General features: G+C 41.6%; 18 protein-coding genes. 7 read left to right on the top strand and 11 right to left on the bottom strand.

The annotated features are described in order from the left end of the window. Positions 1–345: 345 nt before the first annotated feature. The 4 genes from WKF69_RS12600 to WKF69_RS12585 form a co-directional block, all read right to left on the bottom strand. On the bottom strand, positions 346–3,321 hold the full coding sequence (locus WKF69_RS12600) for an ATP-binding protein (protein WP_340382357.1): 2,976 nt from the start codon (positions 3,319–3,321) through the stop codon (positions 346–348). 4 nt (positions 3,322–3,325) lie between these two features. After that, positions 3,326–5,164, bottom strand: coding sequence for an ATP-binding protein (locus tag WKF69_RS12595; protein ID WP_340382355.1), 1,839 nt, complete (start codon positions 5,162–5,164; stop codon positions 3,326–3,328). Then, entirely contained in the window at positions 5,097–6,293 is a 1,197-nt protein-coding gene (locus WKF69_RS12590; RefSeq protein ID WP_340382353.1) for a tetratricopeptide repeat protein, read from the bottom strand. Before WKF69_RS12590 ends, WKF69_RS12595 begins: the two co-directional genes overlap by 68 nt. 194 nt (positions 6,294–6,487) lie before the next feature. Beyond that, the gene (locus WKF69_RS12585) at positions 6,488–6,919 is read right to left on the bottom strand and encodes a DUF1810 domain-containing protein (protein ID WP_340382350.1); all 432 of its coding nucleotides are present in this window, start codon (positions 6,917–6,919) and stop codon (positions 6,488–6,490) included. A gap of 88 nt (positions 6,920–7,007) precedes the next feature. Here WKF69_RS12585 and WKF69_RS12580 point away from each other — a divergent pair, with 88 nt between their 5' ends. From WKF69_RS12580 to WKF69_RS12570, 3 genes are all read left to right on the top strand, one after another. Beyond that, the gene (locus tag WKF69_RS12580; RefSeq protein ID WP_340382348.1) at positions 7,008–7,598 is read left to right on the top strand and encodes a hypothetical protein; all 591 of its coding nucleotides are present in this window, start codon (positions 7,008–7,010) and stop codon (positions 7,596–7,598) included. Positions 7,599–7,795: 197 nt separating this feature from the next. Further along, positions 7,796–8,161 carry a hypothetical protein gene (locus tag WKF69_RS12575; RefSeq protein WP_340382346.1) on the top strand — a complete coding sequence of 122 codons (366 nt, stop codon included), beginning with the start codon at positions 7,796–7,798 and terminating at the stop codon, positions 8,159–8,161. Between the two features lie 72 nt (positions 8,162–8,233). After that, a complete protein-coding gene (locus WKF69_RS12570) occupies positions 8,234–10,495 on the top strand; it encodes a S41 family peptidase (protein WP_340382344.1) in 2,262 nt (753 codons plus the stop codon). 23 nt (positions 10,496–10,518) lie between these two features. Here the strand turns inward: WKF69_RS12570 and WKF69_RS12565 are convergent, their stop codons facing one another. The 4 genes from WKF69_RS12565 to WKF69_RS12550 form a co-directional block, all read right to left on the bottom strand. Next, complete coding sequence (locus tag WKF69_RS12565) at positions 10,519–10,653, bottom strand: hypothetical protein (protein ID WP_340382342.1); 135 nt, start codon at positions 10,651–10,653, stop codon at positions 10,519–10,521. A 223-nt stretch (positions 10,654–10,876) separates the two neighbouring features. Next, positions 10,877–11,185 (bottom strand): hypothetical protein, encoded by a 309-nt coding sequence (locus tag WKF69_RS12560; RefSeq protein WP_340382340.1) that lies wholly within the window; start codon positions 11,183–11,185, stop codon positions 10,877–10,879. 120 nt (positions 11,186–11,305) lie between these two features. Beyond that, entirely contained in the window at positions 11,306–11,629 is a 324-nt protein-coding gene (locus tag WKF69_RS12555) for a DUF1080 domain-containing protein (protein ID WP_340382359.1), read from the bottom strand. A 206-nt stretch (positions 11,630–11,835) separates the two neighbouring features. Beyond that, complete coding sequence (locus WKF69_RS12550) at positions 11,836–12,003, bottom strand: hypothetical protein (protein ID WP_340382338.1); 168 nt, start codon at positions 12,001–12,003, stop codon at positions 11,836–11,838. 128 nt (positions 12,004–12,131) lie between these two features. On the opposite strand from WKF69_RS12550, the gene WKF69_RS12545 reads away from it, so the two are divergent. The 3 genes from WKF69_RS12545 (at position 12,132) to WKF69_RS12535 (ending at position 13,591) form a co-directional block, all read left to right on the top strand. Continuing rightward, a complete protein-coding gene (locus WKF69_RS12545) occupies positions 12,132–12,443 on the top strand; it encodes a helix-turn-helix transcriptional regulator (RefSeq protein ID WP_340382336.1) in 312 nt (103 codons plus the stop codon). Positions 12,444–12,799: 356 nt separating this feature from the next. Then, positions 12,800–13,237: a MauE/DoxX family redox-associated membrane protein gene (locus WKF69_RS12540; protein ID WP_340382333.1), complete on the top strand. Its 438-nt coding sequence runs from the start codon at positions 12,800–12,802 to the stop codon at positions 13,235–13,237. 78 nt (positions 13,238–13,315) lie between these two features. Beyond that, positions 13,316–13,591 (top strand): hypothetical protein, encoded by a 276-nt coding sequence (locus WKF69_RS12535; RefSeq protein WP_340382331.1) that lies wholly within the window; start codon positions 13,316–13,318, stop codon positions 13,589–13,591. Positions 13,592–13,676: 85 nt separating this feature from the next. Here WKF69_RS12535 and WKF69_RS12530 read toward each other — a convergent pair whose 3' ends face one another. Both WKF69_RS12530 and WKF69_RS12525 read right to left on the bottom strand, forming a co-directional pair. Further along, positions 13,677–14,639: a nucleotidyl transferase AbiEii/AbiGii toxin family protein gene (locus WKF69_RS12530; protein ID WP_340382329.1), complete on the bottom strand. Its 963-nt coding sequence runs from the start codon at positions 14,637–14,639 to the stop codon at positions 13,677–13,679. 26 nt (positions 14,640–14,665) lie between these two features. Continuing rightward, positions 14,666–15,232, bottom strand: a complete 567-nt coding sequence (locus WKF69_RS12525) for a hypothetical protein (protein WP_340382327.1) — start codon at positions 15,230–15,232, stop codon at positions 14,666–14,668. A 97-nt stretch (positions 15,233–15,329) separates the two neighbouring features. On the opposite strand from WKF69_RS12525, the gene WKF69_RS12520 reads away from it, so the two are divergent. Further along, complete coding sequence (locus WKF69_RS12520; protein ID WP_340382325.1) at positions 15,330–15,467, top strand: hypothetical protein; 138 nt, start codon at positions 15,330–15,332, stop codon at positions 15,465–15,467. 174 nt (positions 15,468–15,641) lie between these two features. Here WKF69_RS12520 and WKF69_RS12515 read toward each other — a convergent pair whose 3' ends face one another. Further along, entirely contained in the window at positions 15,642–15,875 is a 234-nt protein-coding gene (locus WKF69_RS12515; RefSeq protein WP_340382323.1) for a helix-turn-helix transcriptional regulator, read from the bottom strand. Positions 15,876–16,394: the final 519 nt, after the last annotated feature.

The raw sequence follows: 16,394 nt of genomic DNA, 5'->3' as shown, positions 1-16,394 counted from the left end.
TAAAAACTTAAAACTCGACAAAACATGTTCTTATGCTTTCCTCTGGAGGTTATTTGCTAATTTTTTAAAAGCAAGCCCCCCATATAAAAATTGAACCAAGGCTGACCCCGTAGGTGGTCGCATGTTTATAGTAATTATGTGTATCCGGTTTCCCGACCCCGAAGGTGGTCGTATGTGTATGAAATTGTCACATGCGACCACCTTCGGGGTCGATTTGGCGGAAATTTCTATTACTATACATATGCGACCACCTTCGGGGTCGAAAAGTGAAATCTTTTACCGGACACTAGTGGTTGACAGTTGACAGACTGGTCGGATAAACTGCGCCCCCCAACAATGGGCTCATCAGGCATCCTCATATTCCTGCTTATCAATTTCGATGAGGTGGTTGTTAATGCGATGTATCAGGGTGTCAAGCTGTTTGGCGCTCTCTTCTAGCAGACTGATACACTCCTCGCGTTCCGAAACATCCAGATCGCCTTTCATTATATTAACAAGGCCGAGAATCGATGACAGCGGGCTGCGTACTTCATGCGAAGTGATGCGGGCGATCTCTCTTAAAGCTTCATTTTGATCGATCATTTGCTTTTCGTTCGTTTTTCGATCGGATACAATGGTGTGGATAGAAATAAAACCTATCTGGCCGCTAACGGGATCATTATAAGGGGTGGAATTTACATGAACCCAGTAAGGTTCTCCCGACTTGCCATAATTTATCAACTCGACTTCGAAACCTTGCTTTTCACTTACGCTTTTGGTAACTAATTCAATGGCATCCGGAGAAGTAGCGGGTCCGAAAAGAAGCCCGTGCAAATCTTTTGTGACAATCTCAGATAATTTATACCCGGTTAAACTTTCGAAAGCACGGTTGACCCAAACAATCTCCCCTTCGCCATCGGTAATTACTACCAGATTATTCACATGGGTGGCTACAACCGACAACCGTTTAATTTCGCGGACGGCATTCTTATCACTCTCCATATTGTGTATTACTCCTAATGCCCGTGTAGCTTTGCCATCCTCGTACAAGATTACACCCCGGTCGTATACATATTTATAAGAGTCGTCGGCACACCTGAAATTATATTCCAATTGGAAGTTAAGTTCATTATTATGAATGGCAGAGTCCATTTCTTCCACGACAGTGTCCAGATCGTCAGGATGTACCCGTTCCGACCACCATCCAATAGGTGTCTTCTCTAAAGCATACCCGAAATTACTTTGGAGAGCCTCGTTCCATATTACTACCCCAGTAGTAAAATCCCAATCCCATATCGTATCGTTGCTAGCTTTCAACCAAAGTTCATACCGGTCGTAAGTATTTTGTAGTCTTGCTAAATTAATCCGTCCACTTAATGTCTCTTTCTCATTTCCTTCCATATCAGGGGCGTTTGCTGAATACTCAATTCCCTTTTTGCTTTCAGGTAATGAAAACCAAAATGAACTTCCCTTATTCACTTCACTTTCTACCCAAATTTTTCCATTATTCTTTTCGACAAATTCTTTGCAGATCTGCAGGCCCAAACCAGTGCCTTTTTCTTTGTTAAGACCCTGAGTGGTAAAAAAGGAATCGAGGAAGAGCATGCCTTTCGTTTCTTCCGACATCCCTATACCGCTGTCAGTCACCGAGATTTGAATGTAGCCCTCAACCTTGACATATGCAACTACAATATTTCCCGACGGTGGAGTGAATTTCATAGCGTTCCCTATCAGGTTACGGACAATGGTTTTCGTCATCTCATAATCCGCAAGTACTATACAGAAATCGTCCAATCGGTTGATAACTTTCAGCTGTTTACTCTCCAGGATGGGCGTATGATGAGATACAATTTCATCAACAACTTTTTCCATGGCGAGTACTTTTTCCTCAACCTTAAAACCGCCAAGCTGGCTCTTTGCCCATATAAGCAAGTTGTCAAGTAAAAGTGTATTGGAACCTATATCTCTGCGTATTTCTTTAAAAAAATAACTTACATCATTCTTTGAGATCGCCCCTTCATCATACATGTCCATCATGCTTTTCAACGATGAGAAGGGTGTCCGGAGGTCATGGGCGATAACGGAGAAAAGCTTATCCTTGATTGAGTTAAGATGATCAACATTGTTTTTCCGAATTTCAATCTCGTTCTTCTGTTCGACCAGTAATTTATTAGCTCCCTTTATTCTCGCAGTGCCCCAAAATATCAGGACTGAGAAGATTACGAATACAACCAGGAGACCTGAGATGGTCATAAGTACCTGGTTTCTTTGTTTTATCTGATTTTCGGTACTTGTTTGCTCTATACGCAGGCCTTTGTTTTCCGCTTCCTTTTGCTGTGCCTTAAATTTTTCCTGATACTCAAGTATCAATTTTGAACGCCTGCCGGTATACAAGCTATCGTAAACAAGCTGATAAAGATTCTGGTACTTCAGTGCTTGTTTAAAGTTTCCTAGAACACTGTAATAATCAGCATACCCGGTATAGATAAGCAACTTTTCCCGTTGCGGATTATTAGGCATAGCTTTGGTATGGGCTTCGTCAAAATAGGATTTGGCGATGGAAGGCCTTCCGAGCTTCAAATAAACCATTCCCAGAAGGCTCAGGCTATTTATTTCATTCAGGATAAAATCCGTTTCTTTCGATAAGTCAAGCGCCTTATTTCCATAGTCAAGAGCAGTCTGATAGTCCCCGATACCCGAATATGCCAGCCCCATTTCTTTATAATTCAAGGCCAGCCCGGTTTCACTATAATTCTTTAAGTTTAACGCAATGGATTGCTTGAGGCGTTTAATAGCCTCATCAAATCGCTTATTTTTAACGTAGAGGGAAGCGATGTTGTGCAGTAGCGCCGCCTCAAAGCCTTTGTCAGCAGCCAGTCTGATAGCCACCAATCCATTTTCAAAGGCCTTCATCGCATTGTAATCATCCTCAAGCCGCAAATTGTTCAATCCAATTCCATTATGAATACGTACTACCAGCTCGTAATCTTTAGCTTTTGTAGCCAGATCGAGGGCGACTGTTAATGAATTAATTGATCTCATCAGCTTATTCTGATAGGTATAGATTACACCTTCAAGGTAATAAGCCCATGCTATCCCACTGGCATACTTCAACTGGGTTGACAATGCCTGGGCTTCTTTCCTGTATTGCTCAGTTGCAGCAAGATCGGAAATCCGTAAAACGAAAGCCAGGTTATTAAGTGTCTTGACTCTGTTTGTATCCAGCGGGCTGTTTCTGAGCACGTTTTTCAAGCTATCTATCAGCGCCTTTTGGGCAGAGCTGGTTGAGGCCAGAAGCATCAGCGACAGTAGTAAAGCCAAAGAGTAAGTTATTCGTTTCATTGCGTCAGACCGATTCGCTTTCTATTTTAGAAATTTGATTGTGTATTTCATAGATGAGTGAATCCAGTTTCTCTGCACTCATTTCTAACCAGGTTACCGCTTCCAGGAAATCCTCCTGGCTCGTGGTACCGTCGTTTAGCCTCTTAATTAAACTCAGAATGGAATATAATGGTGTCTGCACATCGTGCGAACAGATGCGGGCAATTTGCCGTAATGTTTTATTTTGACTAGATATGATCCGCTCGTTCTCCTTCTTTTCTGTAATAACTGTCTGGATAGAGACATAGCCGGACTTGTTGGTTATTGGATCAGTATATTGTGTCGTATCTATTTGTACCCAATACGCTTCTCCGCTTTTCGTATAATTTATAAGCTCTACAGAGAAATCCTTTTTCTTAAGCCCCTCTATCATTTCTTTTAACACGAGATGGCTGGTGTCGGATCCCGACAAAACGTCTTGTGGTTGTTCGCCGATTACATCAGAAAGGGAGTATTTAGTGTGCTTCACAAAGGCATCATTTACCCAAATCACTTTATTCCCGGCATCAGTAATAACCACCATATTATTAACACTCGTAGCTACTAATGAAAGGCGTTGTTTTTCTTTAACGGCATTTTTTTGTGCATCTACATTTTGCATGATGCCCATTAACCGGTATGGCTTTCCTTCATCGTCATATAGGATCAAGCCCCTGTTATAAACGTGTTTGTACAAACCGTCAGCACAACGGAAACGATATTCAGATTCCCAGCTGTCCCGCCTTTCCTGCAACGCCGTGCGAACGGACCGTTTCACCTCTATGAAATCTTCAGGATGTATTTTTTCGTCCCACCACTCTATACCGGTGCGCTCTTCAGGATAGCCAAAATTGGTATGAAGCGCTTCACTCCAGCTGATCTCCCTGCCAGAAAGATCTGAGTCCCAAAGGGTTTCAAGGCTCGCTTTTGATAGTAATTCATAACGATCATATTTTATTTGAAGTGAAATATTTTCCCTTATATCATCCTGAATTTTAATTTTTAAAGGCTCGTGCACGTCCTCGTTGTCATCAGCTACTATCTCGGGAATCATGATGCTTTTTGGTAAGGTAAAGCAAAACGAAGCTCCTTCACCAATAGTGCTTTCGACCCAAATCACCCCATTATTTTTTTCAACGAACTCTTTACATATCTGCAAACCCAAACCCGTGCCCTTTTCTTTATTTAAGCCCTGCGTCGTAAAGAAAATATCCTGAAAGATCTTATCTTTGTTCTCCTCCGATATGCCTATCCCGGAATCGGAAATCACAATTTGAAGATCCTCATTATCTGAATTGCATAATATTTTAATTGTCCCTTTCTTAGGCGTAAACTTTATTGCATTGCCAATGAGATTACGGAAAACGGTATTTATCATCTCGTAATCGGCGTGAGCTGTTGACCCTTCGGAAATTTCTTTAACAATAGATATCCCCTTATTTTCCAGCTGCTTCTTGAAATGGTACAAGATGTTGTTGGCAATTCTTTCCACCGACAAGGGCTTGGGTTCGATATTAAAACCGTGTAATCGACTTTTGGCCCAAATAAGAAGATTATCAAGGAGGAGGCTGTTAAAGCCAATATCTCTGCGTATCTCTTTAAAGAAAAAATCAAGGTCCTCCTTTGAAATTGAACCTTCGTCGTACATATCCATCATGCTTTTCATAGATGAAAACGGGCTTCGCAGATCGTGGGCAATAAGGGAAAATAATTTGTCTTTTATTTGGTTCAGCTGTTCTACACTTTCCTTCTGCCGTTCAATTTGGTCCTTCTGTTCTCTTAATGTGTCTGTTACCCCAAAGCAGGATCGACGAAAAGACAGCAAAACCCGCCAAAATTGAAAAGGCAAGGTAAAGCACCAGGTTTCGCTGCCGGAAACGGCTCTGCACAACTTTTTGCTGTTCGCGTAATAATTTATTTTCTGTGTCTTTGGCCTCTGTTTTAAATTTATCCTGGTACTCCAGAATCAGTTTCGAGCGGTTTGCATTAAATAAAGAATCCGACAAAATCGTAGCTCTTCTTTTGTATAAGAATCCTTCTTTATAATTGCCTTCTTTTTCTGCCAGGACAGCAAAGCCATTAAAAATCCGAAACTTTTCATCATGCAAATTTGTCAGAGTCACACTATCAGCTGCCTCCTCAAAATGGCTTCTTGCTTTAATCAGGTTATTGGTAGCGAGATAGGAGGAACCCAATAGAATGAGCGCATTGATCTTCGTCCGAATATAGCCAGCCTGCCGGGCGGCATGCAATGATGTATGCCCGATTTTTATTGCATTATCATACTGCTTTAAAGCCAGGTAAATATTCCCGATTTCGATATAGTTGAGAGATAGGCCCGAAAAATCATTCCAACGCGAATAGATCTTTCGCGACTGATCGAAATAGGCTAAAGCCTCCGGATACTTTTTCAGCTTAGAGTAAAGTTTTCCAATATTGAGGAGCAAAGCCGGTTTAATCGTTTGGTCTTTTGATTTATTTATATAGCGCAGAGCCGTAGCAAACGCACTCATCGCAATGCTGTCATCCTCCAACCTGAGATAATTGATCCCAATCACATTATAACCTCTGCTAACCAGATCGTAGTCACCAATCTGCTTACCTACATTAATTGCTTTAGCCTCTGCATTGATTGCATGTGAAAATTTGTTCTGGTAGGTTAGATCTACGCCTTCCAGGTAATAGCACCAGCCTTTACCTTTGTTAAAATTAAGTTTTTCCGACAAAGCCCAGGCTTGTGAGCGATAGTTTAGGGCCGCTTGCCGATCAATTACCCTATAATGAAATGCTAAGGTTGTTAATAATTTTATCCGATTAGTGTCAGGAGGGCTATTAAGTAACTCAGTCTTGAGACTATCTGCATCGCTATTTTGCGAAAAGGCCGGGGCATAAGTTGCTAACATGCTCCATAAAAGTGCAAAAAACACCAGCCTATTCCCTAAACCCCAAGCCATCAATGTTAATACGAAATAATTATATAAAGGTTGTCGCTCTAATATAATCAAACGGCAGCTAATTTGGTTAGAATTCGCTAAAAATCAATTAATTGCCAGTAATATTTACACTACTTGAAGCGTTCGGGCAGCCGGATTTCTCATCTTTATTATAAAAGGGTAAGCATGGTTGCTTAAATTTTATTTTTCGGGAACTAGAATTCCTGATTAAGTAAGGCCAATGTCCGCGAATCTTGTTCACCATCATAAAACAAATTGAGAACGTCCTGAAAAACCGAGTCAGTGTCTGGCACTAGGTTAAATAGTGTCATAGACGACCTCAACTTCATATCGTCAGGCGATCCGAAGATCTCAAAAGCTGTCTTATCTCCATGAGCCAGCAATGCCCTGGATATGCTTACAAGTCTTTCACCCAGAATGGGGTCCCCAAGGTACGCCGTGGCATCAGAAATATCATGAATGGCATATTTTCGGGCCATCTCACTGGAGCCTAAACCAGCAAGCTGGGGAAATATAAACCACATCCAATGGCTGATCTTTCGACCGTCTTTAACTTCGCTGAAGGCTCTTGCAAAATTGTGTTTCTGGGCTTCCACAAAGAGATGATTTTTATTGTTAGACTGCATGAATATGAGCGATATGAGTGTTTTAAAAATTGCTTAATTCGAATCAAATTTATTTATCTTTAGTTAACGCTTAAAAACCGATTAAATCATGAAAAGGATTAAAATTTTTGCACTCGCCCTGTTATTTTTATCTGCGTGTCAGAAGAAACAGGATTCTTTCAGTCCGGCAGAATCGGATCTTACGCTTAAAGTTTATTCAGAAATTACTAACAAAGCGCTCCTGCTTAAAACTGCACAAGGCGTAGTTCTGCAAATGAGCACTTCGAAAAATATCAATGGCACACAAGTTTCCCGGCCACTAACAAGTTCAGGCTCGGGAACAATTTCATACATTCCTAACGGATGCGGCACTGGCACATTTAAATTTCAATCAGTTGGAACAGGCCATTCGTCACACCTCGGACGCCAGGAGCAGACCACCAGTTTTTGTATAGATGGAGCTACCGGCCAAATTATTTCACCCGTTGTTGGTGTTGGAACGGCAGCAAACGGCGACGAACTTTATTATACGTTTCTCGGTACAGGAATTGATACAGCAACGGGCTTTGTTTATCAGGATTATATTTTTTCTGGGGGGACAGGTAGGTTTGCAAACGCAACGGGAAGCGTGAGATTACTGTATTCTGTTAATAATTCCACAAGTTACGAATACACCGGAACGGGAACCATCACTTATTAAATTTGAACGGGTGCTGAAAGTTTAATCTGGGACAGGCGCAAGCAATTTTTTCAGACTTCGAAATATTCTAATAAAACCACCCATCTACCAGTACAGGTGGTTTTTATTTACCCGGTCATTGTAGGTTTCTAAAGAAAAATAATCGAAACAAATGGTTGCTGAAAACCCTTTTAATTGTACGATTAAAATCTACGATCATGACTTTTGAAAACCATACCAGAGGCGAGTTTCACGAACAAAACAAAAGTGCAAATGACGCCAAAACATTAAAAAAAGAGGAGAAGAAAGCGCAGAAAGAAGTTTCCAATGACGATCCGGAGCTTTCTCAGGCAAAAAAGACCGGTCATCCCGAAGAAACAGTTGGTTATGTTGGCGGCCAGCCTACCGATGATGAACGCGGGCTTGACGTGAGCCAGTACACCGGCCCGGGATCAAAACCGAGCAGTGAGCTCAACGACCCGAAGGCTCCTTACCATCAGGGGCCCGGAAGTGGTTTAACTAAGAAAGAAGAGTCCGAAGATGCGGACTGGGAGAACCCTGATCCGGGAAATGATTCGTTTTAATTTACTGGCATGTATGCGCCGGATAAAAAAATTCCCTACCTTATATGTCTAAACCTAAGCCGGGAACATTAAATGAAGTATCTGTCGCTGTTAATCATTACCGTATTTTTATGGTCCTCTCAAATATCTTATTGCCAAACTAACCTGACTCCGGTCGACTATAATTTAGGGATAGAAGGGATTGATAAGAGCAAAGCATATCCCACAGGATGGTTTCAATGGGGAAAGGGGTACAAAATTACCCCTGATTCAATCCAAAAGTATTCCGGCAGATATTCACTGCTAATCCAACCAGCCGGTGAATGGGAAAATGGCCAGTTTGGCTCCCCAGCCGTCTCTATCCCTGCGCAATATCAGGGTAAAGAAATAGAACTTACCGGTTATTTGAAGCTAAAGGACGTACAGAACGGTCAGGCCGGTTTGATGCTTCGCATTGATGGCAAGGAAGGAACGCTGCAGTTTGACAATATGCAGCAGCGTAAAATTCAGGGGACAATTGACTGGACCAGGTACAGTGTTAAATTACCCTTACCTGCGGAAGCTACGACCATTTACGTTGCTGCTTTACACACTGGCACAGGCCAGGTTTGGGTTGACAACCTTGATCTGAAGATTGATGGGAGAGAGCTTTTCTGGACTCCGCTTAAAGAAGCTAAGGTTTTTAAGGCGTCTCTTGATCACACATTTGATAAAGGCTCAGGAATTGTACTCTCTAATAGCCGAAAAAACACCATAGAAGACCTGACCGTACTTGGCAAGATTTGGGGATTTTTAAAATATTATCATCCCGAAGTCGCTGCTGGAAATGTTAACTGGGATTATGAGCTTTTCAGAATCCTTCCGGGAGTGATCAATAGTAAAACTAAAGAAGAGCGCAATGACCATATACTTTCGGCTATTAATGCTTTAGGTAAACTCAGGCCTGCAGGAAAAGAAAAGGAAATTAAAGAAACTGATATTAAATTAAGACCAGATCTTAAGTGGGTTGAAGACCATGAACTCCTTGGCTATGCTCTAAGTAAAAAATTATTGGAGGTAGAGAAGGCTGAACGACGGGGGGATCATTATTTTATTACATTCGAGGGCGGAGCAGGAAATCCAAAATTTAAAAATGAGGATGCCTATGCTTCAATGATTGCTCCGGATGTTGGGTTCAGGATCCTGGCCCTGTACCGGTATTGGAACATGATCCAGTATTATTTCCCTTATAAACATCTTATTGGGGAGGATTGGAATACCATACTTTCCGAGTTTCTTCCAATATTTATTGATGCTAAAGATCAACGCAGTTATACGTTTGCAGCGCTGGAATTAATTGCGCGTATACACGATACTCATGCTGGTATTTGGGGCAATAAATATCTTCACGAAATTAAAGGTAAATCACGTTTGCCATTCCAGGCAAAATTCATTGAAGATAAACTTACTGTAACTGCGTTTTACTCCGACACCCTTAAGATCAGGGAGAAAGTAATGATAGGCGATGTCATTTCGGGTATAAACGGCAGGACGGTGGAGGACCTGATAAAAGAATATCTGCCCCATACTCCCGCGTCAAATTATCCAACTCAGCTTCGGGATCTGGCAAACGACTTACTTCGAACTAATGACGCTGAATTTCACCTTGATATTATCAGGGATGCGAAAATAATGAAACTTTCATTACCATCTATCGATATAAAGGCGGTGAACAGTACTATCGACTACATCCCTAATCCCGGTAAACCCGGCTATTATCTTTTGGAAGATAATATCGGATATTTATTTCCTGCACAATACAAAAACCAGGATTTACCAGCAATCAAGAAATTGTTTAGTTCAACTAAGGGGATTATCGTGGATATGCGATGTTATCCGACAGAGTTTATGCCGTTTACATTTGGGCAATATATTAAATCGAAATCCACCCCTTTTGTCAAATTTACTGTAGGAGATGCCGGGAAGCCTGGGCTGATTAAATTTGGCACTTCTCTTAGAAATGGAGGGGGGCTGAGTGAAGCTTATACGGGAAAAGTCGTTGTTATTGTAAATGAACAGACCCAAAGCAGTGCAGAGTATACTACAATGGCTTTCCAGAGTGCTCCCAATGTTGTCGTTATCGGCAGTACAACAGCTGGAGCTGACGGCAATGTTTCGTCAATCACACTACCAGGAGGGATTCAAACCAAGATATCGGGTATAGGAATATATTATCCGGATGGTACAGAGACTCAACGGTTAGGTGTTAAAATAGACGTCCCCATCAAGCCAACCTTAATTGGAATTAAATCAGGCAGAGATGAGCTACTAGAAAAAGCCAGGGAACTGATTTTGAAAGACCAGGGAACTCGATAATCTCTGGAGCAAAAGCCGTGTCGTCACCAAGCCTGAGCCGGCGCATCGCCCATGCGCATGATATCGGTGGTAAACTCACCGCCAAATATCGATTTGTAAAAATTAAATGCCTCTTCCGTAGTTTCCTGGAAGTTAAGGTACGTGCTTACTGAATCCATGATCGTCTTGTTTAAGTTATTGAATAACTAAATGTAGAACTTGTGGCCGGGAGCAGGCAGGGTGGAAAAGGACAATTGTGAGGGGGTAATCTGACAGATGTGCTGGTTGGTTCGTTGTTGGTTGTGTCGGGTGGACTAGACGCTTTGCCTAACCAACTAACAACGGACAACCAACCAACCGAATGTTAATAACCTCCATTCTGTTGATAAAAACCTCCTCCAATTACGCAGCCGCACCCTGACGCAGAGATAGTTGCATTAATTCCTGTGCGATTTGCTGGTCATTTATCGCCTTAGCTTTAGGACAGCGGAAGCTAAGTGAGCAGTCGTTATCGTACGCGTAGCGGTGGAGGGAATCAAGGAGTTCGTAAGCTATAGGCCTTAGATTAATACTATGTTCTACTTCAAGTGAAGTAACTACCAGGCTGTGAGGGCCGCTATACCGGAAAGAAAGGCTCCCTACTGCTCCCAGTAGTGTGTTAGCTGAGAACAAGCCACTGTGGCCGGTTTCTGAGAGATATATATCGAACATGGCTTTGGTGTTTTAAATAAATCATAAGTAATCATTATCAGTTAGATACCTATTGATTTAAATGCAAAGCCTGTACCATCCAGATTTATGAAATCGGAAGGAAAAGTCAGCAGAAGGTTATTAAGGAAGCAATGCGGCAGCCTGTTCGGCGGAAGTAATGCCCGGTGCGAGCTCAATCAGTTTAAAATTGCGAAACTCGATCTCGGCACCCTCAGCTTCGAGGCAGATATATCCTTTCTTTTGTGTCGATTTGCTGATCCCGTTCACAAACTTGCCATTTACCGAGAGCTTGATAACACCGTCAACGCACACTAAATCGTATGTATTCCATTGCCCTTTGCCTTTTGCGCGATTTTCTGCTGACATGCTTCGGGTACCTCTGGGGTTATCAGTTGCAGTGGTTACGCCGCCGACACCAAAGAGTTCTCCATGAACATAGGCAATAGGAGGCTTGACGTCGTCGCGGATATTCCGGTTAACCCAATCCAGTTAGTGTACTGGTTATATACACCCGGAAATTTAACCACGGTAGGGTTGATTTTAGCGTTCACCTGGGGGGAGGTGCTGGGGGTTTGATAGCAACCCTACTTTTGTATCCTGATTTATGGGCGATGATCATGTAATAAGGGGTCATTAGCTGACCCCTTATTTTACCACCAGGAAAGGCAGTTTGGACCGGTAGCCGCAGCTGCAGCACCAACGATTGCACCTACACCTCCAAACAGCCCTCCCACGGAAGCCGTTAGGGCGATAGAAGTCAAGCAGTCGCTTGCCGCGCCAGGCATTTGATCCAGTTCCTCATCAGACATGCATCTCATAACACATAAATTAGGTTTCTTCTCATGATTAAGAATTAAGTCTAAAATCTGATTATGCAGGGATACAAGCGACAACCTGAAGTTGTAAATTAGTACCACTGCTTATATTAATTTTAATTAATTATCCTATGAAAGACATTACAATAGTAGATGAAATACGGAGACAGCGCCAACGGAAAGGTATTAGCCAGGAAGCGATGGCCTTTGACTTAAGTATTTCACAAGCTGCATATTCGAAGATCGAACGCGGAGAGACGGAGCTTACGATTAGCCGTATATATGAAATCGCAGATATTTTAGAGATCTCTGTTTTTGATCTTCTTCCCAAATCCAAATACGGTACAGGCATTAACACTTTTGGGATCAGGAATATCGTTAAAAGGTTGGGAACTTTTTTCAGATTCGGAAAACGCAAGCCTCCTAAAGACGGTACTGATTAATGCGGGGACAAATGCAATAACATTTAAGACTAATTTAAAACCTAACGGATTAGACAAGTTAGCTTTTAGTCCTCAATTTCATTTCCGCAACTCCTGATTATGACCCGGCGGAAAATGGATTATGTTAAATATGAACAAAGACTGGCCTACCTGGTAGAGCTGGCATCCAAAGGGAGGCTTCTCTCTTTATCACAAATCGCATTAAGTTTTGACTGCAGTGAACGGACTGTTAAGCGGATGCTTAGTCATCTGCGTAACAAGGGGATTTCGATAAATTACTCCCCTGCTTTAAAGAAATTTTTAATTAATCTTCCGCAGGACAAATAATGGCCTAACGGCACTAGTACATTTACCGTATGAATGGTAAATTCTTTCAAATAAGTCTGACGAGTATTAATTCCTTATTAATATTACTTTGGACCTATGCTGCGGTTAGCAAATTATCGGACTATCAAACCAGCCGCCGTGAGATGTTGAATCAGGCTCTTCCTTCTTGGCTTGAAGAGATTCTTGTGTGGGGAGTTCCTTTAATTGAACTGTTCACAGCAGCGTTACTTCTCTTCGGTAAATCCAGGTTATATGGGACTTTTCTAAGTCTGTGCTTGCTGATCTCCTTTACGATTTACATTGGTCTGATTAAGTTCAACTATTTCGATTACATACCCTGCTCCTGTGGTGGAGTGATTGGCTCATTATCCTGGGAACAACACTTTGTGTTTAATCTGATATTTATCGTGCTGGCAGCCACAGGAGTAATTCTGGAAACCAATCGAGGTGAGTTAACCAGCAACTGAATTAAAATATTATTTGCAAATGATCAGGAAAAGCCGAAAACCTGGAACAGAGTAGGCAAACATTTAAAACATCAAAAAATGAAAACGTTAAAAATTAATTTCAGTGTCCTGGCATTGATCCTGGGTTTAACCCTTGCTTTTACAGGAAGTGCATTTAAACCAGCCGTTGTTGGCGATCTTCATGCAAAGATTAGTGGTGTATGGACAGATATACCGGATAATTACACGCAGGGAGTAGATTACACCTGCGTTGAATCCGGGCAGTGTACCGCCCGTTTCGACCTTCAGGGTAGCGAAGCACCAAGCGATGAGAACATGATCCCAAGCTCACTTGAAGACGGAACTTATCAATAACCAATTATTAGTGGAGGACTAGCTACGGAAGTAGTTAGTCCTTTTTAGGATTTCTTTAGGAAAAGTTAGTCCATTTAGCAACCAACTATAATTTTCCCAGATTCGCCTGGATAAATAACAACAATTCATCGAAATCAGGCTGTCCCAGATAATAAAGTCCAGAGGTTCCTGTATATCGATTTCTAAAATCTTCCCTTATCTTTTCATCTGTCAGCAAGAAGGCCTCCTTCTTTGCCAGAGGCATGTCAAGATCGACTTCGGGAAACCAGTAGTATTTATGATCCAGATATTCCTGGGTTGTTATAAACTCTTGAATATTATCTCGCTGCAAAAGCCTAAAAACGTCATAATACTGTCGCATAAAGTTGACTTTCGGCCCGCCGACATCCGCGCCCTGTTCCAGGCGGAACTTGGTCACGATTGTCTGGAGTTTTTCAACAAGCGTATAACCGGGATGGTAACAGGCAATGCCCTTTGCTCTATTATCGGCAACAGACAGATTCACTTCCGTTGCCTTATCATACATCCATGAACTGATATCAATCTTTTCGTTCGGGGTAACCTTTGCAAATCCAACCTCAAGTAAAATGCCATCCTTAATTCCAGGAACCGATCCAAAAAACCCATTGTATTTCAATCTGATGCCACCGTTCCTCCCGTCCTTATCGTCAAAGTCAGTGTCACGTTCTGCCTCAATACCATCGATAATAATGTTATCAGCCAGCCAATCAAAGAATCGCATCCTGTTTGCAACGATACTTTTGCTAGCGGATTTAGGGTTTTCATTGACTTTAATCCCGGTCTGGTCAACAAACGCCATTGGCGGAGTGATATGCAGGTCTATATCTTCTGAAAATCGGTCAATGATTTTAAACCCCTTTGAAAGTGAGGTGCCGCCTTTAAGTTCAAATTCGAGGCCGAGGCTATTTAAACCATGAAGTACATGCATTATCCAGTAATCCTTTTCAACTAGAGCTTCAATTATACCTGTCTCAGCCGAGAGTGTGCTTATCAGATTTTTGAAGTCCTTTCGGTGATGTAGAAACATGCTGCTTATATCGGTTAAACAGTTGATTAGAGTGTGGCCAGTAATCTTCTAGTCCTGGGGGTACCATATTTCTCGCCCGCATATTCTAAGGAACGCTGGTCCATACTCGTCGCTTTTTTCAAAGCCTTTTCAAGTACTTTAGGCTGATCCTCGGCAAGCGACTCCAAATTATTAATAAGGTCAACTACCAAAAACTCCTTAGTTGGCTTATCGGGAAAGGCCGATCTTTTTCTAAAACTGAACAATTTATTACCCAATCGGATATCTCCGCTGCGCAAATGATTGTAAACAATCTGTTTATTGTACATCTGGGTAGTTCCAAGCCCCAGCGCGTTAAAGGAATTAAAGGAAGTGAGCAGAAAACTGCTATCGTCTAAAAATTTTCTGATGAGCAACTCGTCTGCCGGAGGTTCAAAACCGAATGCATTTTTCTTTGGAAAATGATATAGACCCGGACCAACCTTCTTCAAAGTGCCTTCCCCTGTAAGTTCAGAAAGATGTCTGTCTATTGACTTCGACCACTTCTGTAGCTCATCTCTCTTATAGATAGATCCTTTCCTAAGGTGACTTTTCAATTCTTCTAATTTTGCCATAACATTTGCCTCCGTAACAAAGTTAAAAAATTACTAGCAATATTTTGCATGATTTTTGACCAAATTTCATTCAATACAGCTCCAAAGACTATCACGAATGAGGTCTCCACAATTCTTCAGTAAAATATTATTTGCAAATGATCAGGAAAAGCCCAAAACCTGGGACAGAGTGGCAGAACTGGTTCCTGGTAAAAAAAAGCGCCTCCATGTGCCAAAAAGTGACAGCTACAATTAAAAAGCTTGATGAATTAATAGACGCAATGCCTGTTGATAAGACGGAAACGGACTATGTTTCGATATATCTAGCTTATGGATTCTACCGAATTAAGGTTGAATATTTTTCGTAATCATATGATGAATTATTCCACCACGACGACTCCAGCCTGAAATCAAGATGAATGTCTGATAACTATTCTTTTAGCTTTAGTTCATTGAAAAGGTAATTCAAAATTTCTGCTGGGTCAACATCTATTGCTAAAGCTATTAGATATATTTCATCAGCACGGGGTTTTGAAGTATTTTTGCCTGAAAGAAGACTTAAACGTGCTTCGCTTAATCCGGTCTTCCTCGATATCTCTGCTCTATTGACCGACTTTTTAGCTAAGAATACGCCCAGCTTCGTATATGTAAATTTCTCTTTCAACGTAATTTTTGAAATGAATTTACATCAGTATGCTCCAGGAATATAAAATATGAATATATCTATATTTTAACTAAAGTTTTCATTAGAAATTCTAAATTTTTATTATCTTAGCTGTACGTATTAAAAATGTTTAGAAAACCAATATTTTAAATATGTAGCTTTTAGCAACTTAAGTTACATTTTACGAGCCTTGCAACGAAATCTGGTAAATTTTGCCCCGCAAGTGTAAGTGAAGCGTCCGACCCCTATATTTATATTATAGGGCCGGCGCCCGCTTATGTCTTTTGTGGGGACCAACGATAGTTGGCGGCTTTACCAGAGCCACGTTACATCAGACAGGTGGGTTTCCGGCCCTATACTATTTTCCGGTCCCTTCTATTGAATAGGCTCCATTGCTTTGAAAAATGGAGACATCGCCGAAAATTCTATCGCACGGTAGCCCAATGCAGCCGGAGCATTTTTTTGACTTCTACAGCCATCAAAGTGCAAAAGAACTGTTATGGAAATGGTTTTCAGCAA

Source organism: Daejeonella sp. (assembly GCF_037719425.1).
Classification (GTDB): Bacteria; Bacteroidota; Bacteroidia; order Sphingobacteriales; family Sphingobacteriaceae; genus Daejeonella.
The sequence above is the reverse complement of the archived record's forward strand: the minus strand, read 5'-3'. Positions and strand labels throughout refer to the sequence as shown.